The sequence below is a fragment of the Burkholderia sp. MSMB1835 genome (assembly GCF_001526365.1).
GTDB lineage: Bacteria > Pseudomonadota > Gammaproteobacteria > Burkholderiales > Burkholderiaceae > Burkholderia.
Window position 1 is genome coordinate 110,593 of record NZ_LOYP01000050.1, and the last position, 21,457, is coordinate 132,049.

17 protein-coding genes and 1 tRNA gene are annotated in these 21,457 nt (G+C 67.3%); 7 read left to right on the forward strand and 11 right to left on the reverse strand.

Features of this window, described 5'->3' with window-relative positions; all coding sequences use genetic code 11:
* Window positions 1-2 precede the first annotated feature (2 nt).
* On the reverse strand, window positions 3-767 hold the full coding sequence (locus tag WS96_RS23270) for a c-type cytochrome (protein WP_034208313.1): 765 nt from the start codon (window positions 765-767) through the stop codon (window positions 3-5).
* Between the two features lie 378 nt (window positions 768-1,145).
* On the opposite strand from WS96_RS23270, the gene WS96_RS23275 reads away from it, so the two are divergent.
* On the forward strand, window positions 1,146-2,078 hold the full coding sequence (locus tag WS96_RS23275; RefSeq protein WP_059835717.1) for a CopD family protein: 933 nt from the start codon (window positions 1,146-1,148) through the stop codon (window positions 2,076-2,078).
* Window positions 2,079-2,253: 175 nt separating this feature from the next.
* On the opposite strand, the gene dgoD is transcribed toward WS96_RS23275, so the two are convergent.
* Window positions 2,254-3,402 (reverse strand): galactonate dehydratase, encoded by a 1,149-nt coding sequence (dgoD, locus tag WS96_RS23280; protein WP_059835785.1) that lies wholly within the window; start codon window positions 3,400-3,402, stop codon window positions 2,254-2,256.
* Between the two features lie 145 nt (window positions 3,403-3,547).
* Here dgoD and WS96_RS23285 point away from each other — a divergent pair, with 145 nt between their 5' ends.
* A complete protein-coding gene (locus WS96_RS23285; protein ID WP_034208310.1) occupies window positions 3,548-4,231 on the forward strand; it encodes a FadR/GntR family transcriptional regulator in 684 nt (227 codons plus the stop codon).
* Window positions 4,232-4,259: 28 nt separating this feature from the next.
* Here WS96_RS23285 and WS96_RS23290 read toward each other — a convergent pair whose 3' ends face one another.
* Window positions 4,260-4,505 (reverse strand): DUF1272 domain-containing protein, encoded by a 246-nt coding sequence (locus WS96_RS23290; protein WP_059780572.1) that lies wholly within the window; start codon window positions 4,503-4,505, stop codon window positions 4,260-4,262.
* A gap of 148 nt (window positions 4,506-4,653) precedes the next feature.
* Here WS96_RS23290 and WS96_RS23295 point away from each other — a divergent pair, with 148 nt between their 5' ends.
* Complete coding sequence (locus WS96_RS23295; RefSeq protein ID WP_059835719.1) at window positions 4,654-5,001, forward strand: GFA family protein; 348 nt, start codon at window positions 4,654-4,656, stop codon at window positions 4,999-5,001.
* 39 nt (window positions 5,002-5,040) lie between these two features.
* Here the strand turns inward: WS96_RS23295 and WS96_RS23300 are convergent, their stop codons facing one another.
* Together WS96_RS23300 and WS96_RS23305 are read right to left on the reverse strand one after the other, a co-directional pair.
* Window positions 5,041-8,148: a transglycosylase domain-containing protein gene (locus tag WS96_RS23300; protein WP_059835721.1), complete on the reverse strand. Its 3,108-nt coding sequence runs from the start codon at window positions 8,146-8,148 to the stop codon at window positions 5,041-5,043.
* Between the two features lie 244 nt (window positions 8,149-8,392).
* The gene (locus WS96_RS23305; RefSeq protein WP_059835723.1) at window positions 8,393-9,280 is read right to left on the reverse strand and encodes a LysR family transcriptional regulator; all 888 of its coding nucleotides are present in this window, start codon (window positions 9,278-9,280) and stop codon (window positions 8,393-8,395) included.
* Window positions 9,281-9,537: 257 nt separating this feature from the next.
* Between WS96_RS23305 and WS96_RS23310 the strand changes: the two genes are divergently transcribed.
* Window positions 9,538-9,708 (forward strand): hypothetical protein, encoded by a 171-nt coding sequence (locus WS96_RS23310; protein WP_156443684.1) that lies wholly within the window; start codon window positions 9,538-9,540, stop codon window positions 9,706-9,708.
* An 86-nt stretch (window positions 9,709-9,794) separates the two neighbouring features.
* Here WS96_RS23310 and WS96_RS23315 read toward each other — a convergent pair whose 3' ends face one another.
* Window positions 9,795-10,106 (reverse strand): cupin, encoded by a 312-nt coding sequence (locus WS96_RS23315; protein ID WP_059835788.1) that lies wholly within the window; start codon window positions 10,104-10,106, stop codon window positions 9,795-9,797.
* A 59-nt stretch (window positions 10,107-10,165) separates the two neighbouring features.
* A complete protein-coding gene (locus tag WS96_RS23320) occupies window positions 10,166-10,849 on the reverse strand; it encodes a DJ-1/PfpI family protein (RefSeq protein WP_059835727.1) in 684 nt (227 codons plus the stop codon).
* A 118-nt stretch (window positions 10,850-10,967) separates the two neighbouring features.
* Between WS96_RS23320 and WS96_RS23325 the strand changes: the two genes are divergently transcribed.
* The 3 genes from WS96_RS23325 to WS96_RS23335 all read left to right on the forward strand — a co-directional run bounded on the left by WS96_RS23325 (window position 10,968) and on the right by WS96_RS23335 (window position 16,888).
* Complete coding sequence (locus tag WS96_RS23325; RefSeq protein WP_059835729.1) at window positions 10,968-11,942, forward strand: GlxA family transcriptional regulator; 975 nt, start codon at window positions 10,968-10,970, stop codon at window positions 11,940-11,942.
* A gap of 175 nt (window positions 11,943-12,117) precedes the next feature.
* Complete coding sequence (locus WS96_RS23330) at window positions 12,118-13,092, forward strand: LysR family transcriptional regulator (protein WP_059835731.1); 975 nt, start codon at window positions 12,118-12,120, stop codon at window positions 13,090-13,092.
* Window positions 13,093-13,471: 379 nt separating this feature from the next.
* On the forward strand, window positions 13,472-16,888 hold the full coding sequence (locus tag WS96_RS23335; protein WP_059835733.1) for a DEAD/DEAH box helicase: 3,417 nt from the start codon (window positions 13,472-13,474) through the stop codon (window positions 16,886-16,888).
* Window positions 16,889-17,010: 122 nt separating this feature from the next.
* On the opposite strand, the gene WS96_RS23340 is transcribed toward WS96_RS23335, so the two are convergent.
* From WS96_RS23340 to WS96_RS23355, 4 genes are all read right to left on the reverse strand, one after another.
* Window positions 17,011-17,087 (reverse strand) — tRNA-Met (locus WS96_RS23340).
* A gap of 159 nt (window positions 17,088-17,246) precedes the next feature.
* Window positions 17,247-18,905, reverse strand: coding sequence for an MFS transporter (locus WS96_RS23345; protein WP_059835735.1), 1,659 nt, complete (start codon window positions 18,903-18,905; stop codon window positions 17,247-17,249).
* A 227-nt stretch (window positions 18,906-19,132) separates the two neighbouring features.
* Window positions 19,133-20,680 (reverse strand): sensor histidine kinase, encoded by a 1,548-nt coding sequence (locus WS96_RS23350; RefSeq protein ID WP_059835737.1) that lies wholly within the window; start codon window positions 20,678-20,680, stop codon window positions 19,133-19,135.
* A gap of 17 nt (window positions 20,681-20,697) precedes the next feature.
* Window positions 20,698-21,426, reverse strand: coding sequence for a response regulator transcription factor (locus tag WS96_RS23355; protein ID WP_059835790.1), 729 nt, complete (start codon window positions 21,424-21,426; stop codon window positions 20,698-20,700).
* Window positions 21,427-21,457 lie beyond the last annotated feature (31 nt).

A 21,457-nucleotide genomic window follows, 5' to 3' on the forward strand; every position in this document is an offset into this window, starting at 1 on the left:
CCTTATTGCGGTTCGCTGCCGCAGGCGAGCGGAGTCTTCATCGAACGCGCCGGAGCCGGCACGGGGTTGGCGGGCGCCGGTTGCGCGGCGAGCCATGCGGTCACGGCCGTCACGTCTTCGTCGGAAAGCTTCGCGGCGATGTCGTGCATGCAATCGGGCGCCTTCGCGTGGCGGTTGCCCGAGCGCCATGCGCCGAGCTGCGCGCTCAGGTAATCGGCGTGCAGGCCGACGAGGCCCGGGATCGCCGGCTGCATGCCGGTCAGCCCTGCGCCGTGGCAGGCCACGCAGGCCGGCAGCTTGCGGGACGGATCGCCCTGCGTGACGAGCTGCTTGCCGCGCGCGAGCGTCGCGGCCGGCAGCGTCGGCTTCGCCGGCGTCGGGTACGGCGGACGCTCGGCCGAGAAGTGCTCGGCGATTTCGCGCAGGTAGTCGTCGTTCAGGTACGTCAGCAGGTAATTCATCGGCGGGTACTTGCGCCGGCCGTCACGGAAGTTGACGAGCTGGTTGTACAGGTACTCGGCCGGCTTGCCGGCAAGCCGCGGGAAATAGTCGTTGTCCGTGCCCTGGCCGTGAACGCCGTGGCATGCGGTACAGCCGCGCACGCGCTCGGCCATGGTATCGGGTGCCTTGAGCGGCGCCTGCTGGGCGTGCGCTTGCTCCGTGGGCTTGGTCTGCGCTTGGGCAGCGCTCGTAAGGCCCGCGCCGCCGATCATCAGAACGGCGAGCAGCGGACGGAAGAGGCGTCTTGAAGACACACGAGACTCCATGATTATTCGTCGGGGACCTTGTCCGGGCTACGATCGGCTCGGCGCATGGACGGCAGGACAGCCGGGCTGCTGCGACGCGGCATTCTATCATCGATGGGTAATGACGGCTATTTGACGAAAGGACATCGGTTCCTGTCTGTTTGCGACTTGCGACAATTTGACGCGCATTGCGCCGCGCGCGAGTGAACCGGCGTGCGCTTTCACCCTCGAAGACCGTACACTCGCGGGTCGCGCGGCGCCGCCTCCGCCGCAGGTCCAGTCATTTCTCCCGTTTCCGGATTCATCGATGACGTTTCTTACCGTGCCGTTGCCTGCCTCACGCCGTCCGTCCCGTTGCCGCCGCACTGCCGGCCTGCCGCTTGCGGGAGGGCATGCGCGATGAAGTTCGACAGCTTGTGGATCGGTCAGGTCGCGCTCGCGGCGCTGATGGACGCGGCGTTCGCGATGGCGGTCGGCTCGGCGCTGCTCAAGGCGTGGCTCGGCAAGGACGGCGCGCGGCCGGTCGTCGCGCCGTCCCACCCCGCATGGCTGCGTGCGCAACATTCGCTGGTCGCGGCGGCGCTGGCGCTGGTGCTCGCCGATCTCGGCTGGCTCGTCTACGAGGCCGCGGCGATGAGCGGCGCGGGGCTCGGCGGCGCGTTCGCCGCGATGCCCGTCATGCTGATGCAGACGCACACGGGCTTCGCGTGGAGCGTCGCGTTCGCCGGCGCGGTGGTGCTCGCGATCGTCGCGCTCGCGAAGCCGGACGGCCCGCTCGCGCATGCGGTGCTGTGGCTCGCGGTGATCGTGGTCGCGGCCGGCAAGGCGTCGCTCGGCCATGCGGCCGATAGCGGCGTGCTGTCCGCGGCGGTCGGCGTGCAGACGCTGCACCTGCTGGCCACCGCCGTATGGGGCGGCCTCGTGCTCGCGGGCGGGCTCGCGGTGCTGCCGGCGCTGGGGTCGTCGGTCGCGCGCGGCGCGCTGATCCGCATCGGCCATCAGCTGTCGCGTACGTCGATCGTCGCGGTCGTCTTCGTGCTCGGCACCGGCGTGCTCAACGCGATCCGCGGGCTCGGCGGCTCGCTCGCGCCGCTCGACGGCAGCACGTGGGGGCGCGTGTTGCTGCTGAAGCTGCTGCTCGTCGCGCTCGCGCTCGTGCTCGGCGGGCTCAACCGCTTCTCGGCGCTGCCGCGCCTGCGCCGCACCGCGTCGACCGAGGACGCGCACACGTTCCGCAACATCCTGCATCTCGAAGGGATGACGATGATCGGCGTATTCGTCGCGGCGGCCGTGCTGTCGTTCAGCGTGCCGGGGTTCGCGGCGCTCGGCTGACGGCGGGTTCTACGCGGCGCAATGCAAGAGCGCGATGCAGGGACGCGAAGGGCGTGCACCATGCATGGCATGCTCGCCGCGCATGTAAAAACGGCCGCCTGTCAGTTCATCGGGCGGCCGGACTCAAGTCGATGCGTACCGCGCTGGCCGCAGCCGCGCGCGATCCGCCTCGCACTCACCACTCGGCGACGCTGCCGTCCGCGTGGCGCCACACCGGGTTGCGCCAGCGATGGCCCGTCTTCGCCATCTCGCGCACCTTCTCCTCGTTCACGTCGATGCCGAGCCCCGGGCCTTGCGGGATCGCGACGAATCCGTCTTCGTAGCGGAACACTTCGGGGTTGCGCAGGTAGTCCAGCAGGTCGTTGCCCTGGTTGTAGTGGATGCCGAGGCTCTGCTCCTGGATGAACGCGTTGTAGCTGACCGCGTCGAGCTGCAGGCACGCGGCGAGCGCGATGGGCCCGAGCGGGCAGTGCAGCGCGAGCGCGACGTCGTAGCTTTCCGCGAGCGTCGCGATCTTGCGGCATTCGGTGATGCCGCCCGCGTGCGATGCGTCTGGCTGGATGATGTCGACGTAGCCGCCCGCGAGGATGTGCTTGAAGTCCCAGCGCGAGTACAGCCGTTCGCCGAGCGCGATCGGCGTGTTGGTCTGGTTGACGATGTCGCGCAGCGCCTCGGCGTTCTCCGACAGCACCGGCTCCTCGATGAACATCAGCTTGTACGGATCGAGTTCCTTCGCGAGCACTTTCGCCATCGGCTTGTGCACGCGGCCGTGGAAGTCGACGCCGATCCCGACGTGCGGGCCGACCGCGTCGCGCACCGCCGCGACGTTCGCGATCACCTGCTCGACCTTGTCGTAGGTGTCGACGATCTGCAGCTCCTCGGAGCCGTTCATCTTCACGGCCTTGAAGCCGCGCTCGACGACCGCGCGCGCATTGTTCGCGACGTCGCTCGGCCGGTCGCCGCCGATCCACGAATACACCTTGATGCGCTCGCGCACCTGGCCGCCCAGCAGCGCGTGCACCGGCACGCCGTGATGCTTGCCCTTGATGTCCCACAGCGCCTGGTCGACGCCCGCGATCGCGCTCATCATGATCGGGCCGCCGCGGTAGAAGCCCGCGCGGTACATCACCTGCCAGTGATCCTCGATCAGGAGCGGGTCGCGGCCGACGAGGTAGTCGGCCAGTTCGTGCACGGCGGCCTCGACCGTGTGCGCGCGGCCTTCGACGACCGGCTCGCCCCAGCCGACGATGCCCTCGTCGGTTTCGATCTTGAGGAACAGCCAGCGGGGCGGGACGACGAAAGTTTCGAGGCGGGTGATTTTCATGACGCGGGTCTCCATGATTGACCGGCGCGGCCGTGCGAACCGGCGCGCGATCCGTGCTTTCGCGGTTATCCTAGCGTAGTCGAATAAAAAATAGTATTAATAGCATTAATGTGCAGATAGTGGGCACCCCGCCCGACGGAGAACGATCATTCAACGCGACCTGCATGGACAGACGGCTTTCCGGCTCGCGACCGCGATCCTGCGCGGCGACTATCCGCCCGAATCGCTGCTGCCGAGGGAACCCGACCTGATGGAGATGTACGGCGTGAGCCGCACGGTGATGCGCGAGGCGTTGCGCACGCTGACGTCGAAGGGGTTGGTCGAATCGCGGCCGAAAGTCGGCACGCGCGTGCGGCCGCGCCGTGCGTGGAACCTGCTCGATGCCGATCTGCTCGACTGGTATGCGCGCGTCGCGCCGCCGCTCGCGTTCGCGCTGAAGCTGCAGGAGATGCGCGAGATGATCGAGCCGTACGCGGCCGCGCTGGCCGCGCGCACGCATACGCCCGACGCGTTCGACGCGATCGAGGGCGCGGCGCGCGCGATGGCCGCCGCGCGCAACGTCGACGAATGGGTGCGCGCCGACCTGCGCTTTCACCTGAGCGTGCTGGAGGCCGGCGGCAACGAGCTGCTGGTGCCGCTCGGCGCGCTGATCGATCGCACGCTCGAGGCGCAACTGCAATTGAACGCGCGTCGGGCGGACGTGTACAACGCGTCGCTTGCCGAGCATACGGCCGTCAGCGACGCGATCCGCGTGCGCGACGAGGACGGCGCGCGCCGCGCGATGGCGACGCTGCTCGCGGTGACGCGCGCGCGCATCGAAGCGTCGTGACGGGAGCGGGGCGGCCGGTGCCGCGCCGTCAGGCGTTCGCGCAGCCGCCCGGCTTGTGGATGCGTTCCGTCGACGCCGGGTACTTCGCGAGCAGGCTCGCCGGTCGCCGCGGGCGCGCGACCAGGTCGCCGCCGCAGTTCGGGCAGCGGCCCTTCAGCACGTCGTCCGCGCAGGTCGCGCAAAACGTGCACTCGAATGTACAGATGCGCGCTTCCGCCGAATCGGGCGGCAAGTCCTTGTCGCAGCATTCGCAGCCGGGGCGCAGTTCGAGCATGACGGTCTCCTGAGTCGATGACGGATGGGCGCCGCCCGGACATTGCGTGCGGCGCATGCGAGCGCTACTGTACGCGTTTGGATCGGCCCGGCCAACGGCGTCCCGCCCGGGCGCCGGCGACGCGCACGGGCCGCACCGGGAGACGACCATGCTTTATCGCGGAAGCTGTCACTGCGGCGACGTGACGTTCGACGCGCAAGGCGACCTGCAGGGCGTGATGGCGTGCAACTGCTCGATCTGCCAGCGCAAGGGTGCGCTGATGTGGTTCGTGCCGCGCGACCGCGTGAAGCTGCTGACGCCCGACGAGAATCTGGCGACCTACATGTTCAACCAGCACGTGATCCGGCATCGCTTCTGCAAGCGCTGCGGGATTCATGCGTTCGGCGAAGGCGTCCACCCGGACGGCACCGCGATGGCCGCGATCAACGTGCGCTGCCTCGAGGGCGTCGACCTCGACGCGCTGCCCGTCACGCACTACGACGGCCGCTCGCGCTGAGCGGCGCGCCGGCGCGGGCGCTGATGCGCCGCCATCGGCTCAGGACGGTTGCACGGCGGGCGCGTTCGGCGCAGGCGTTTCCGCCTGCGGTGCGGGCCCGGCGGTGCGCGTGCCGGCGTCGGCCGGGCGTTCGATCAGCGGCGCGAGCGCGGGCGCCATCGACTTCAGCAACTGCACGGCCATCGCACTCGTGAAGTCGTAGCGCGCCGCATACGGCTCGTGCGCGGTCGCCGTCAGCACGCCGAAGAACCGGTCGCCGATCGCGAACACGAAGGTGCCGCTGCGATTGACCTTGCGCGACTCGATCAGCCGCGCGCCGCGCGCGTAGACGTTGAAGCGCTGGTCGCCCGTCCCCGTCTTGCCGTACACGTCGAGCGTCTTGCCGTCCGGCAGCGTGAGCCCGCCCGCGAGGCGGCGCCCGGTGCCGTGGAGCACGACGTCGCGCAGCAGCGTGTGCGCGACGTTGACGATCTCCGGCGCCAGCATCGGCTGCGGCTGCGCGGCCGCGCGGACGAAGCGGGTTTCGTACGGCGTGCCTTTCGCGAAATCGAGCCGCGTGATCGTCTCGGTCGGCGCCTTCCGGCCGCCGTTCGCGATCAGGCCGATCAATTTCGCGAGCGCGTCGGGCTGGTCGCCCGATGCGCCGATCGCGGCCGCATAGGACGGCGTCACTTCCGCGAACGGGTAGCCGAGCGCGCGCCACGACTTCGTGATTTCCGCATACGCGCGCAGCTCGACCATGCGGCGGATGCGCCGGTCCTGCGTCGCGTGGTAGCGGGTCTTGTACAGCCACGAATACGTGTAGAAACGCGCATCGCGGCTGTCGCGCTGAACGTCGGCGAGCGCTGCGCCCGGGTGCGCGCGCAGGTAGTTGAGCGTCCACAGCGCGAGCGGATGGACGCTCGCGATATAGCCGCGGTCGTTGAGGTTGAAGCGGTCGATCGCGTACTTCGCATAGAGCGCCGCGAGATCGTCGTCGGACAGCGTCGCGGCCGGCGTGCCTTTCAGTTGCGCGCGCATCTGCGCATCGAACCACGCGAGCGATTCGTTCGGCGCGACGCTGCGCAGCACCGTCGCGATCTTCGGCGGCGACTTGCGTACGTCGCGCAGCATCAGCGCGAGCGCGTCGTCGGGCGCCTTGCCCGCATAGCGCGTGTAGTAGCGCTTCACGTAGACCTGGCTTTCGCCGTCGACGAATTGCTGGAGGTAATGCTGGCGCTGCGCGGGATCGCCGAGCCACGACGACGACGGGCCCGCCGCCTGCAGCGTCTCGTAGTGGACGATGTCGCGCATCAGCCGCACGAACACGAGGTTCACCGAGTGCTCGAACGCCGCGTGCAGCGTCATGATGCGGCCGTTGTCCGACTTCTCGAAGTTGGAGAACACCTGCGCGCCGCCGCCCGTGTAGAACACGTCCGGGCTCGCCGAATACTTGCGTTCGACGGCCGCATCGAGCATCGCCTGCAGCGAGCGGTCGCGCGTATGCGACAGGTAGTCGAGCGCCCAGCGCGACAGCCCGTCGATCGGATCGGGCTTCACGCGCGCCAGCTCCGCGTTCGACAGGTTCGCATAGCGCGCGTGCAGGTCGGAGACGATCTGCAGGTACGTGATCAGCGTGCGCAGCTTCGCGGTCGAGCCGAGGTTGATGCGGCCGCCGCGATTCACGTCGAACGGCTGGTTCACGCTGTCGGTCTGCACGCGCAGCAGATTCGCGCCGTTGCGGTGTTCGTACAGCGTGAAGCTGTACGTGAGATGCGACGGGTCGTCCTTCGGCGCGAGCATCTCGAAACCGTATAGGCCGGCGGCCTGCGCGCCGTCGCGCGTCGACGCCTGCGCGAGCCGCTGGGCGACCGCCTGCTGCACGCCGTTGTCGAGGGTGCTGGTGGCCTGCAGGTCGAGCTGGTCGAGCTGGTACAGGTCGCTGATGCCGAGCGCCGACAGCAACGACGCGCGCGCGGACGTCACGGCCTTGCGCGACACGAACGACTGCACGCGCGCGGCCGCCGGCGGCGCGCTGCGTTCGATCTGCGCGGCGAGCGCGGCGTCGCGCAGCGCGGGCGAGATCACGCCGCCGTTCGACAGCAGCCGCAGATAGCTGTCGGTCAGCTTCTGCAGCGCCGGATAGCCGCGGTTGAGGAAGTACGACGGCGCGCGCTGCGCGATCAGCAGCGACAACACCTCGCGGAACGTCTTGCCCTGCTGGTCGACGTTGTCGCCGGTCGTCGGCGCGGACAGCACGCGGTTCACGTCGTTGAAGTCGCGCCCGTACCACGCGGCCAGACCGTCGCCGATGCCGGTGATTTCGCCCACGTGCGGCCGCGCGGCGAGCGGCACCGAGTTCAGGTAGCGCACGACGATCGTGCGGCGCGCGAGCATCGTCTGCGGGCCGTTCAGGTAGGCGCGCACCGACGCGGAGGCGATCTGCCGCAGCTTCTCGGGCGGCGTCGCGGTGCGGCCCTCGGGCGAATGACGGAACTTTTCGATCTGCGTCGCGAGCGTGCTGCCGCCCGGGCGCGCCTGGTGACGGTTGACGACGTGCAGCGCCTGGTCGGCGAGCGCGCGGCCGAAGCGCCCCCAGTCGATCGCCGGGTTGCGGTTCGGTTCGTTCGCATCGAGCAGGTAGCGATCCTCGATGAACAGCAGCGAATCGACGATCACGCGCGGCACCGTGTCGAAATCGGCATAGACGCGCTGCGGAAACACGGTCGCGAACAGCGGCGAGCCGGTCGAATCGAACAGCATCAGGCCCGTCTGGTCTTTCTCTTCGTAAGGGAGAAACAGCCCGCGCTGGCCGAGCGACAGCATCCGCTGCGAATCGCGCGCCTGTTCGCTGACGACGAAGCCGCGCGCGAGCAGCCGCTGCTGGAACGCGGGAATCATCGCGTAGCCGAAGCGCTGGTCGTACGGGCCGTCGGCGGGGAAGCGGATGTGATCGCTCGGCCCCGCCTCGACCGTGTAGCCGACGTCGCGGGTGAGCTCGGACAGGTAGTGCGCCTGCAACCGGGACGTTTCGATCTCGGTCTGCACGAGCCGCGCGACGATCGCCACCGCGATCAGCAATGCGGCGAGCAAAGACCACTTGACCCATGTCCAGACCGATGCCGGACCGGTCACGCGCGGCAGGATGCGATTCAGCGGCCGATTCATGGCGGCGTCTCCCTGAGGGCGCGGTTATCCGGCCGCACCCCATTAAGGATTAGTGTAGTCCTCCGCGGCGGGCTGCCAAGGGCGTCGACTACCGAGATGCGCCGGCGCAACAGGCGTGCCCATGCCGGGCGAGCGACGGGCCGGTGGCCGTCGAGTGCCTGCCGGCGGGCCGTCCCGGCGATGCGAGGGTCGGGCGGGCGACGGCGAGTCGGCGTGAAAAATGGTGCGCGATTTCGTCGTTCATTCAACTGACGAAATGGTCGATCAGGTGATCGACGAAAAGCCGGGCCTTGCGCGGAAAGTGCCGGCGGCTCGGGTACGCGACGTTCATCTCGAGGGACTCGAGCCGATAGCCGGGCAGCAGCGCGAGCAGCCGGCCGTCGGCGAGATCCCGCTCGACCAGGAAGTCGGGCAGGACCGCGATGCCCATGCCCGACAGCGCCCAGTTCCGGATCAGCCCGACGTTGTTCGACGACGCCGACTTGTTCGGACGCACGGTGATGCGCGTCTGGTCGTGATCGAACGACAGGTATTCGCCCGCGAAATCGGCATGGAATGCGAGGCACGCGTGCGACGCGAGATCGTGCGGATGGCCCGGCGCGCCGTGCCGGTCGACGTAGAGCGGTGCGGCGCAGACGATCCGTTCGATGCGCGTGAGCGGGCGCTTCACGAGGGTGTTGTTGCTGATGTGCTGGGACAGCAGCAGCCCGAGGTCGAAGCCCTCGGACACGAGGTCGACGTGGCGGTCCACGATCGTGACTTCCGGCACGATGGCCGGATGCAACGTCTTGAATGCGTCGATCGCGGGCGCGAGCACATGCATGCCGAACATGACCGGCGCGGCGATCTTCAGCGATCCGATCGGTTCGTGATGCATCGATGCGATCGTTTCCTCGACCCGGTCGATTTCGTCGATCACGTGACGTATCTGCGCCAGATAGAGATGGCCTGCGTCGGTCAGCGACAGGCTGCGCGTGGTGCGATTCAGCAGGCGTGCGCCGAGCCGGTCCTCGATGCCCATGACGAGCCGGGTGGCCGACGAATTGGAGATGTTCAGTTCCGTGGCCGCGCGCACAAAACTGCGCAGTTCGGCGACCTTGACAAATAACCGCATCGGCAGGAGTTCGTCCATTTTTTTATCGATAAAGAGAAAGAGATGATTGAATTCTATCTATCGATTTGATGACTTTAACGACTCGTTTAGACGAATGATTATTATGAAATCGCCTGTTTATCGGGTGTGCGGGCGGTTGGAGAATAAAGGGTTCCGACGTGAATGGGTCATCGAATCAACGATTCGATTTTTATTAGATCCTTTGAATGTTTTTGTATTTAGTAATTGTACGAAAATGTAGGCTGATTTTTTAATTGAAGCATCAGGCATTCTCGATGCAACGTGATGTCGAGCCGGACGCGTCCCTGTCGCCACGGCAGATTCGCCCGATCGCGCCGACCGTGACGGGCACGGTCGTCGTGCACGAACACGAACTGTGTCGGCGCCGGTGCACGCCGCAGCCGAAGCTGAGCGCGTCGCAGCCTGTCTGGACCATTTCGGCGTGAAACCCGCCAAGCGGATGCAGCCGCGCGGATGCAGCCGCGCGGCCGCGGCCACCCTCCGCACGGCATCGATGCGCGCGCGCCTGCCGTCAGACGCTGCCTTCGGTCTCGATCACGAGGATGCGTGCGACGCCGAGCGGATGCGCGACGTGCTCGGTGCCGACCGTCGCGTGGAAGAGGTCGCCCGTTTCGAGCACCGTCGCGTGCTCGACGCCTGCGTCGCGATAGCGCATCTCGACGCGGCCATCGAGCACCGCGAACACCTCCTCGCCGTCGTTCACATGCCAGCGATAGGGCTGGTCGGTCCAGTGCAGCCGCACCGTGATGCCGTTCAGATTCGCGATGTCGAGCGCGCCCCACGCGCGGTCCGCCGTGAATGCGGCGCTCCGGATGATGTTCATCGATGTGTTCTCCGGCACGCGTGTGCGCCGTTTTTCCGTGATTTTTCCGCCATCCGCATTCAGCGCGACGCGGCGCGCAGCGCCTGCTCGACGATCTGCTTGCGCTTCGCGAAGCCGGCCGCCGAACGCTCGGTGACGCGCGCCACGACCGCGGCCGGCGCGGTGTCGGGCGAGCCGGCGTCGAACGGCGGCGCGGGCGCGTATTCGAGCTGCAGCTGGATCGCCTGCGCTTCTTCGTCGCCGACCAGCTCCGCGGCGATCGTCAGCGCGAAATCGATGCCGGCCGTGACGCCGCCGCCCGTGACCAGGTTGCCGTCGCGCACGACGCGCTCGCGCACGGGGATTGCACCCAGCGGTTCGAGCAACGCGTGGAACCGCCAGTGCGTCGTCGCGCGCCGCCCGAGCAGCAGGCCGGCCACGCCGAGCAGCAGCGAGCCCGTGCAGACCGACGTCACGTAGCGCGCGGTGGCCGCGCACCGTTGCACGAACGCGATCGTTTCGGCATCGAGCAGCAGTTCGTTGATGCCGATCCCGCCCGGGATGCAGATCACGTCGAGCGGCGGGCAGTCGTCGAACGTGCAGGTCGGCGCGAGCGCGAGGCCGCTGCTCGACGCGACCGCGTCGCGCGACTTCCACACCAGATGGACGGCCGCGTCGGGCAGCGACGCGAGCACGTCGTGCGGGCCGGTGAGGTCGAGTTGCTGGACGCCGGGAAAGACGAGAAGGCCGATATGCAGGGTCATGCGAAGGCTCCGTGAGGGGAAGGGAACGTGCGCCGTTCGGCACGGGATGGACAGATCGATTCTAGGCGCGTAGTGTTTGGCGAAATTGCCATATCACCCACGTTTTCAGCCAATCGCCATGCCTGCCGCCGCCCCGCGTTCGATCCTGATCCTCGCGTTTGCCCGTGCGCAACTGCTCGACGTGACGGGGCCGCTGCAGGTGTTCGCGTCGGTCAACGAGCTCGCGCTGGAGCGCGGGCAGCCGGCGCCGTATGCGCCGCGCGTCGTGGCCGTCGAAGCGGGGCCCGTCGAGACCTCGTCGGGCCTCGTCGTAATGGCCGAGTCGCTGCGCGCGGCCGCGCGCCATCCGGATACGCTGATCGTCGCCGGCGGCAAGGGCGTGCATGCGGCGTCGAAGGATGCGCAGGTGGTGCGGTGGGTGCGGCAGCAGGCCGGACGCGCACGGCGGGTGGCGTCGGTCTGCACCGGCGCGTTCCTGCTCGCCGAGGCCGGCTTGCTCGACGGGCGGCGCGCGGTCACGCATTGGGCGCGCTGCGACGAATTCGCGGCGCGCTACCCGAACGTGCGCGTCGAGCCGGACCCGATCTTCATCCGCGAAGGCGCGCTGTGGACGTCGGCCGGCGTGACGGCCGGCATCGATCTCGCGCTCGCGCTGGTCGAGGAGGATCTCGGGCGGGCGACCGCGCTCGACGTCGCGCGCGAACTCGTCGTGTTCCTGAAGCGTCCGGGCGGACAGGCGCAGTTCAGCACGATGCTGTCGATGCAGCGCACCGCCGACCGGTTCGGCGAGCTGCACGCATGGATGGCCGAGCACCTGACGGCCGACCTGTCGGTGCCCGCGCTCGCCGAACACGTGAGCATGAGCGAGCGCAGCTTCGTGCGCCACTATCGCGCGGAGACCGGCCGCACGCCCGCGCGCGCGGTCGAGCAGATCCGCGTCGAGGCCGCGCAACGCCTGCTCGGCGAAACGGCGTGGCCCGTCAAGCGGATTGCCGGGCGGTGCGGCTTCGGTTCCGAGGAGACGCTGCGGCGCAGCTTCGTGCGTGTGCTCGGCGTGTCGCCGCAGGCGTATCGCGAGCGGTTCGTGCGGTAACGTACGGCGGCTGAGCGGGGCCGGCGCGACGGCGCCCGGAACTGAACGGAAACCGGTCGGTTTCCAGTCCGAAGCGTCGAAACTATTCAGGATCGGAGAACAATGGGCGGGGGCTTGTGCCGCGCCCGCCGCGCGCTCTATTCTGTTCCGTTGGCGATTCGAAGGGGGAAGCAGCATGGACCGCATCCAGGCAATGGAAGTTTTTACCCGCGTGGTCGACGCGAACAGCTTCACGCGGGCGGCCGACACGCTTGCGATGCCGCGTGCGTCGGTGACGACCATCATCCAGAATCTCGAGGCGCTGCTCGGCGTGCGCCTGATGCACCGGACGACGCGCCGGCTGTCGCTGACGCCGGAGGGCGCCGCGTACTACGAGCATTGCATGAAGATCATCGCGGAGATCGCCGAGGCCGACGCGAGCTTCCAGGCCGGCAACCGCAAGCCGAGCGGCGTGCTGCGCGTCCACATGCCCAGTTCGCTCGGGCGCCGCATCGTGCTGCCGTCGCTGTCGATCTTCCGGCAGCGCTATCCGGACATCACGCTCGAACTGGGGCTGTCCGACCGCTACGTCGATCCGGTCGAGGAAGGCATCGACTGCATGATCCGGGTCGGGCCGCTCGAGGATTCGTCGATGGTCGCGCGGCGCATCGGGATGCTGAAGCGCGTGACGTGCGCGTCGCCCGATTACCTCGCCCGTCACGGCGAGCCGAACGAGATTGCCGATCTCGTCGATCATCATGCGGTGAATTTCCGTTCGAGCCACGGTGCGCGGGCGATTCCGTGGGTGTTCATGATCGACGGCAAGCCGTTCGAGGTGCGGATGAACGGCAGCGTCACGGTCAACGATTCGGATGCCTACGTGACGTGCGGGCTCGAAGGCTTCGGGATGATCCAGCCGACGCTGTTCATGGTGCTGCCGAACCTGCTCGACGGCTCGCTGGTCGAGGTGCTGCCGGACTGCAATCCGAAGCCGAAGCCGATCTCGATCGTGTATCCGCACAACCGGCATCTGTCGCAGAAGGTGCGCGTGTTCGCCGACTGGATCGCGGAGGTGTTCGAGTCGACGCCGGCGCTGGAGGGTGGGGAGAATTGGCGGGGGAGGGTACGAGGCGACGCGCCGGAGGTACGGCGCGGGTCAGTGGTGGCGTAGGGTCGGCCGGCCATGGCGTTGGCCGCTTCTGCCGCAGCGTATCGGGGGCTGTCCGACGTCGCATCATGGCGCTTGCGCGTCGCGAGCTCATTGCAATGATTCTGCCGGTTTGCGACACCGGTCGGCAACGATTCGTTTGACGACTTGCGACAGCATGTCCGTATTGAAAAGCGCGCGAGGCTTCGCCTGGTAATCGGCTGTCGATGTATTTTGTCTGGATTCCGCCGTTCGAATGGTCGGGAATATATCGACTCTCGACGTATTGCGGAAGCGTCGAACACCGTGCCGTGACCGGTATTCGATCCGTGGTTGCCGGCTGTGACTCGGGAATCGGTAATATGATTAGACAAAATCAGCCGAACGAGGAACCTGAGACAGCATGGCCGATGCGGAACGGATTCACCATATTCTCGATTACTGGCACAAGATCGAATTCTTCATTCCGTTCGATTTGAAGCAGGTATTCGATCATGCCGACGACGATTCACTTAAATGGATCGAACCGGCCGGCCTCGCGCCGGGTGCGGCGCCGCTGTGGAAAGTCGGGAACATTCCGCAAGAGCGCGAGTTGACGGGGTTTCGGCTGTATCTCGGCGTATTCGACATGCAAGCCATTGTCGAATACGCCAATTCACTTTCGCCGGAAGGCGCGTGCATTTCGCCGGAAGAAGAGGAGCGGACCGCACTCGACGGTCGTTCTTGCATGGCACGGATCACGTTGAACGCTGCCGGCGAACCTGCTTACGATCCATTGTCCGTATCGACTGCGCCGTGGGCGATCGGCACGGCCCGGCGCGACGGCCTCCAGATGCTGAATTCGGCTACCTTCGACGCTGCTCGACGGAGCTTGTCGGACCAATTGTTCAATTTCGAGACTGAACGGCGCCGCCGGAGACGATCCGACCTGAAACCGGACGAGGCGTCGATTCCGCTCACGGGAGACGAAATCCTGCAATTGCGCGATCTCCTGGCGGCGTGGAGCAACTGGGAATCCCGGCCGGGCGCCACGGTGGCGCTTCTGGAAATCGTGACGCGCGAGAAGAAGCCGCCGCGCGCGAAGCCGTCGATCGGTGGAGCGGACGTCGCAACGGACGATGCCGATGCGCCGGATCGGGCGGCCCCGGCGGAGGCTGACGATGACGAGCCCGACGATGACGCGCAGGAGAATGCGCCGACGGTCGACATTCTGAACAGTTTCTACATCGAGGATATCGAGCGCGGCATGGCGTTGGTCGATACCGGCGACGTGCCGGCCACGCTCCGCGCCTATATGACGCCGGGCGACCCGGGACGGCGAATCGATCTTTATACCGATGCCGGTCGCGCGGCGATCGTCGATACCTTGCGTCCGGAAAAAACGAACGCCGGGCGCTGGCCTGCCAATGCGTCGCAAAAAATGAGTCTGATGCAGCAGTTCGCGATCAATACGGCTTTCGACTACTTGAAGGAAGAAGGGTTGTTTTCCGTCAACGGGCCACCGGGAACCGGGAAAACGACACTGCTTCGCGACATGATTTGCGAGAACGTCGTGCGACGCGCGAGTCGACTGGCGAAGTTGGCGCGTGCCGCGGACGCATTGGCGGACGCGAGCACGGGAATCCGCTTCGTGGATGGCGATGCGCCGCGCATTCGCGTGTTGCGCCCGGAGCTCACGGGGTTCGAGATGGTGGTGGCCTCGTCGAACAATGCGGCGGTCGAGAACATCTCGAACGATCTGCCCAAGCAGAAGCAACTCGGTACGGAGTGGGACGGCGTGCGCTACTTGCAGCCGGTCGCGCACAAGATTGCGGCGCAGGTGGGCGACCGCAAGATGTCGCGGCTCGACGCCGACGATGTGCCGTGGGGGCTCGTGTCATGTGCGTTGGGCAACGCCGACAATCGGTGGCGTTTCAAGGAGCGCTTCTTCATCGATTCCCGGCCGCCGGCCGAACGCGGCGGGCCGGGCGAGCCGCAAGCCTTCTGGGTGTGGCGCGACCGCTACTCGGGCCCGACCTTCCAGTCGGCGAAGGCGTCCTTTCTCGAAGCGGAATCCGCCTATCGGGCCGCGCTCGCCGAACGGGTGGCCTTTAGGGCGTTGCATGCGGCGTGGGGCAACGTCACCGAGGCGCAGTTTGCGCAGCCGGCAACGGATGCGTTGCACCAGGCCGAGCAACGTGGTCGCGAGGCAAGCGCCGAACTCGCGGCATGCGACGGCAGGGTGGCGGCGGCCGATGCGGTGCTTGCGGAATTGCAGGAGGAAGCGCGATTGCTCGATCGAGCCCGCCCGGGATTCTTTTCCCGGCTTTTCCGGGCAGAGGCTGCGCGACGGCACAGGGAGCAGGTGGCGACGAATGCGCGCGAGCAGATCGAGGCACACCGCGCCGCCAAGCAGTGTCGTTTGGACGCCGAATCCGCGCGCAACGCGTTGGACGATGCGCAGTCGCAAGTGAAGCGGGCGGGGGCGGAATTGAGCGCTGCCCGTCGCGTGTGGGCGGAAAAGCACGCGTTGCTTGCCGACGGGCGCCGCCGATTCGGTGAGGCCAGCTTGCCGGTCGGTTTCGAGCAACTCGAATCGGACAACGTGCAGCGGGACGGCATCGGGCACGACGACGAGTTTGCGCACCTGCGGTCCGCTCTTTTTGTCGCGGCGCTTGCGTTGCACGAGGCGTGGCTCGCGGAGGTGTCGAGGAAATGGGGAGGCTTCGGCGGCAATCTGGTGGCGATTCAGAAACTGCTTGGCGGCGTGCGGCTCGAAAATCCTGCGGAAGCGGAATTCATATGGCAGAGCCTGTTCATGGTGGTGCCCGTCGTATCGTCGACGTTCGCGTCGTTTGCCCGACAGTTTCGCGGCGTGGGGCCACGGTCGATCGGCTGGCTGTTCATCGACGAGGCAGGGCAGGCCGTGCCGCAGGCTGCTGTCGGGGCGCTGTGGCGGGCACGACGCGCGGTCGTCGTCGGAGATCCGCTGCAGATCGAGCCGGTATTCACGGTGCCGACTCGATTGATCAATGCGTTGGCGGACCTGTCGCCGCACACGTCCGACGGACGGTGCTCGCCCGCCAGAGTATCGGTGCAACGGCTGGCCGACGAGGCGAATCCTTTCGGTACGTACGTGCCGGTAGACGAAGACGATCCGCTGTGGATCGGCAGCCCGCTTCGCGTGCATCGTCGTTGCTGCGACAAGATGTTCACGATCGCGAACCGGATCGCCTATCGCGACAAGATGGTCTACGGGCCCGAGTCCCGCGATCCGTCCGGCGATCCGCTGGAAAGACTGGGGAAAAGCAGGTGGATAGATGTGCGCGGTCGCACTTCGGCACGGCAGGTCGTGCCCGCGCAAATCGAAGTGGTCGCGGCACTGGTGACTCGTTTGTATGCGGACTCGGGCGCGTTGCCGCCGCTGTACGTGATTACCCCTTTCAAGGCGGTCAGGAAGGCGCTGTCCGACCGCTTGCTGGCGATCGACTGGTTGGCCGACACCGGTCGGCGGGGGCCGGCGAAGAAGGTGTGGAAACAATGGTGCTCGCAACGTATCGGCACCGTACACACGTTTCAGGGAAAGGAGGAAAGCGTCGTGGTATTCGTTCTCGGGGCGGACCATGAAAGTGCAGCATCCGCGAACTGGGCGGCATCCAAGCCGAACCTGTTGAACGTGGCGGTGACCCGCGCAAGGCACCGGCTGTTCGTCGTCGGCGATGCGTCGCTCTGGGGTGGCTTGAAGTACTTCAGCGAAGCGCGATTCCAGCTTGGGGAAGCGAGTTCGGCGGACGCGTGGCTGGCGAGGCTGGACGCGGTGCGTCACGGCCATCCGGCGTGACGGCGACGATGGGCACGGGCTGGGCGGTGCCCGTCCGGGACCGCGTGCGGCAAGGGCATGAAGGGCAGACGATGAAAATGAAAAAAGCCGCTGTTCCTTTCGAAACAGCGGCTTTTCGCATTTGGTGGCGAATCAGGGATTCGAACCCCGGACCTGCGGATTATGATTCCGTCGCTCTAACCGACTGAGCTAATTCGCCGAAGACTTGAATTATGTCGATCGGCCGGCCGGCTGTCAATACCTTTTTCCGTCTTTTCCGAAAAAAGTTGCCGGCGACCCGTGCCGGCCTTCATCGCGAGTGGGAGGCGGCCACCGGCAGGAGCCCCTCCGCCGGCCGTCTCCCGCTTCGCGCTCGACATCAATCCTGCGCGTAGATGTCCGAGTCCTTCGTCTCCTTGACGAACAGCAGGCCGATCACGAAGGTAGCCAGCGCGATCACGATCGGATACCAGAGTCCCGAATAGATGTTGCCCTTCGCCGCGACGATCGCGAACGCGGTCGCGGGCAGGAAGCCGCCGAACCAGCCGTTGCCGATGTGATAGGGCAGCGACATCGACGTGTAGCGGATCCGCGTCGGGAACATCTCGACCAGCATCGCGGCGATCGGGCCGTAGACCATCGTCACGTAGATCACGAGGATCGTCAGGATCACGATCGTCATCGGCCAGTTCAGTTGTGCCGGGTCGGCCTTCGCCGGGTAGCCGGCCCCCTTCAGCGTCGCCGCGAGCGTCTTGTCGAACGCCGCGCCCTGCGCCTTCGCGTCGGCCGCCTTGCCGTCGTAGGTCTGGATCACCGTGTCGCCGACCTTGATTTCGGCCGGCGTTCCGGCCGGCGCCGCGACGTTCTCGTAGTTCAGGCCGGCCTTCGCGAGCGCGCTCTTCGCGATGTCGCACGAGCTGGTGAACTTCGACGTGCCGACCGGGTTGAACTGGAACGAGCAGGTGGCCGGATCGGCGACGACCGTGATCGGCGCCTTCTGCGTCGCGAGTTCGAGCTGCGGATTCGCGTAGTGCGTGAGCGCCTTGAACAGCGGGAAGTAGGTCAGCGCCGCGATCAGGCAGCCCGCGAGGATGATCGGCTTGCGGCCGATCTTGTCCGACAGCGAACCGAAGAACAGGAAGAACGGCGTGCCGATCAGGAGCGCGATCGCGATCAGGATGTTCGCGCTGGCGCCGTCGACCTTCAGCGTCTGCGTGAGGAAGAACAGCGCGTAGAACTGACCCGTGTACCACACGACGGCCTGGCCGGCGGTCAGGCCGACGAGCGCGAGGATCACGATCTTCAGGTTCTTCCACTGGCCGAACGCTTCGGTCAGCGGCGCCTTCGACGTCTTGCCTTCCGCCTTGATGCGCAGGAACACCGGCGATTCGTTCAGTTGCAGCCGAATCCACACCGACACCGCGAGCAGCAGGATCGACGCGACGAACGGCACGCGCCAGCCCCAGCTGCCGAACGCTTCCTCGCCGATGAACGTGCGCACGCCGAGAATCACCAGCAGCGACAGGAACAGGCCGAGCGTGGCCGTCGTCTGGATCCATGCGGTGTAGAAGCCGCGCCGGTTGGCCGGCGCGTGCTCGGCGACGTAGGTCGCCGCGCCGCCGTACTCGCCGCCGAGCGCGAGGCCCTGCAGCAACCGCATCGCGATGAAGATCACGGGGGCGGCGATGCCGATCGACGCGTAGCCGGGCAGGAAGCCGACCACGAACGTCGACACGCCCATGATCACGATCGTCACGAGGAACGTGTGCTTGCGGCCGACGAGGTCGCCGAGCCGGCCGAACACGATCGCGCCGAACGGCCGCACCGCGAAGCCGGCGGCGAAGCCGAGCAGCGTGAAGATGAATGCGGCGGTCGGATTGACGCCGGAGAAGAAGCTCTTGCTGATGTAGGCCGCGAGCGAGCCGGCCAGGTAAAAGTCGTACCACTCGAACACGGTGCCGAGCGACGACGCGAAGATCACCTTCTTCTCTTCGCCCGTCATCGGCGAGTGCGAAATTTGCCCGCCTAACGTTGCCATGAATCGTCTCCAAGTCCCTTGATATAGATGTGCGGCCGCCTTGGGAGGGGCGGGCCTGTCGACGATTATTGGCACGGAAACTTACGGCGCACTGACTCGCGCGTACAAACCGACTGCGCGTTAACCCGTGTCGAATCGGCCATTTCGCGGCCCGATCGTGGTGCGAACGTCCGGTAAATCGCCGGTTTCGACGGATTTGCGCCGAGCCGCGGCGGCGCACATCAGGGTTAATCCGGGGCAGGGTCGGCCAGCGGCAGGCTGATGCGCACGAGCGTGCCGGCGAGACGCGGCGCGTGCTGGTAGACGTGATCGTCGAGCGTCAGCGTGCCGCCGTGCTGCGTGGCGATCTCGCGCACGATCGCGAGCCCGAGGCCGCTGCCGTCGCCTTCGCGGCCGAGGATCCGGTAGAAGCGCTCGACGACGCGCTCGCGCTCGCCGGCCGGGATGCCGGGGCCGGTATCCTCGACTTCGAGATGCACGCGCCGCGCCGCGGGCTCGGCGCGCACGCGCACGGTGATGCGGCCGCCTTCCGGCGTATAGCGGATCGCGTTGTCGACCAGGTTGCCGAGCATCTCGCGCAGCATCACCGGGTTGCCGTCGACATCGAGCGGCGCGTCGTCGTCCGGGCCTTCGTACCCGAGGTCCATGCGTTTCGCGAGCGCGGCCTGTACCCAGTCGCGCACCGTGCGCCGCGCGAGCGCGGCGATCTCGACCGGCTCGAACGTGAGCCCGCTCGCGCGGTTCTCGGCGCGCGCGAGCGCCAGCAGTTGCGTGACGAGCCGCGCGGCCTGCTCGGAGCTCGTCGCGATCTGCTCGAGCGAGCGCTGCACGTCGGGCGGCACCGCGTGGCGCAGCGCGAACTCGGCCTGCGTGCGCAGGCCCGCGAGCGGCGTCTTCATCTGGTGCGCGGCGTCGGCGATGAAGCGCTTTTGCAGCGCCATGTTCTGTTCGAGGCGCGCGAGCAGGTCGTTGAACGACGTGACGAGCGGTTCGATCTCGGGCGGCGCGCGCTGCGCCTCGACGGGCGACAGGTCGTCCGGCCGCCGCGCGCGAATGTGCGCCTGCAGCGCGTTGAGCGGCGCGAGCCCGCGCGACAGCCCGAACCAGACGAGCAGGATCGCGAGCGGCAGGATCACGAATTGCGGCAGGATCACGCCCTTGATGATGTCGTTCGCGAGCGCGTTGCGCTTGTCGAGCGTCTCGCCGACCTGCACGAGCACGGGCTGCGCGCCGCTCGCCTGCGGCAGCGCGACGGTCGTATACGCGACGCGCACGTCGTTGCCGCGCAGCAGGTCGTCGCGGAACACGACGACGCCCGGCGGCGGGCGGTCCTCGTCGCGCGGCAGCGGCATGTCGGCCTCGCCCGCGACCAGCTCGCCGCGCGTGCCGAGCACCTGGAAGTAGACGCTGTCGATGTTGTCCGCGCGCAGGAAGTCGCGCGTTTGCTCCGGCAGCGTCAGCTCGGCGACGCCGTTGACCGGATGGATCTGCCGCGCAAGCACGTACGCGTTGGTCTCGAGCGCGCGGTCGAACGGGCCGTTCGCGATCGTCTTCGCGACGAGATAGGTGACGGCGATGCTCATCGGCCACAGCAGCAGCAGCGGCGCGAGCATCCAGTCGAGGATTTCGCCGAACAGCGAGCGCGGGCGCGGCGTTTCGGGCGACTCGGTTTCGTCGGGCGGCGCGAACGGGTTCTCGTAGCGCGCGTCGCGCGCCTCGTCGGCAGCCGACGACGGCGCGCCGGTCGGGTGGCGGGAATGGGCCGGCGTGGCCATCGCGGCGCCGCCCGGCGTCAGCGCAGCGGCGTGCCGGCCGCCGCGGGCTGGGGCGCCGCCGTGTCGGCCGGCGTCGCGGGCGCGGCCTTCTCGAGGCAATAGCCGAGGCCGCGCACGGTCGAGATCCGCACGCCGCTCGGTTCGATCTTCTTGCGCAGCCGGTGCACGTAGACTTCGATCGCGTTGTTGCTGACTTCCTCGCCCCATTCGCACAGATGATCGACGAGCTGTTCCTTCGACACGAGGCGGCCGATCCGCTGCAGCAGCACCTCGAGCAGGCCGAGTTCGCGCGCGGAAAGATCGAGCACGTGATCGTTCGCGTACGCGATGCGCCCGACCTGGTCGAACGCGAGCGAGCCATGACGCACGACGGTCGGGCCGCCGCCGGCGCCGCGCCGGGTCAGCGCACGCACGCGCGCCTCGAGCTCGTTGAGCGCGAACGGCTTGGCCATGTAGTCGTCGGCGCCGAGATCGAGCCCCTTCACGCGTTCGTCGACGCTGTCGGCGGCGGTCAGGATCAGCACGGGCAGATTGGAATTGCGCGCGCGCAGGCGCTTGAGCACGTCGAGGCCGGACATTTTCGGTAGCCCGAGATCGAGGATCAGCAGGTCGAAGGTCTGCATCGACAGCGCGGTGTCGGCGTCGACGCCGCTCTTCACGTGATCGACGGCATAGCCCGATTGGCGGAGTGACCGGGTGAGGCCGTCCGCGAGTATGCTGTCGTCTTCGGCGATGAGGATTCGCATGTTGCTGACCGATGGCCGGCGGGCGTGCATG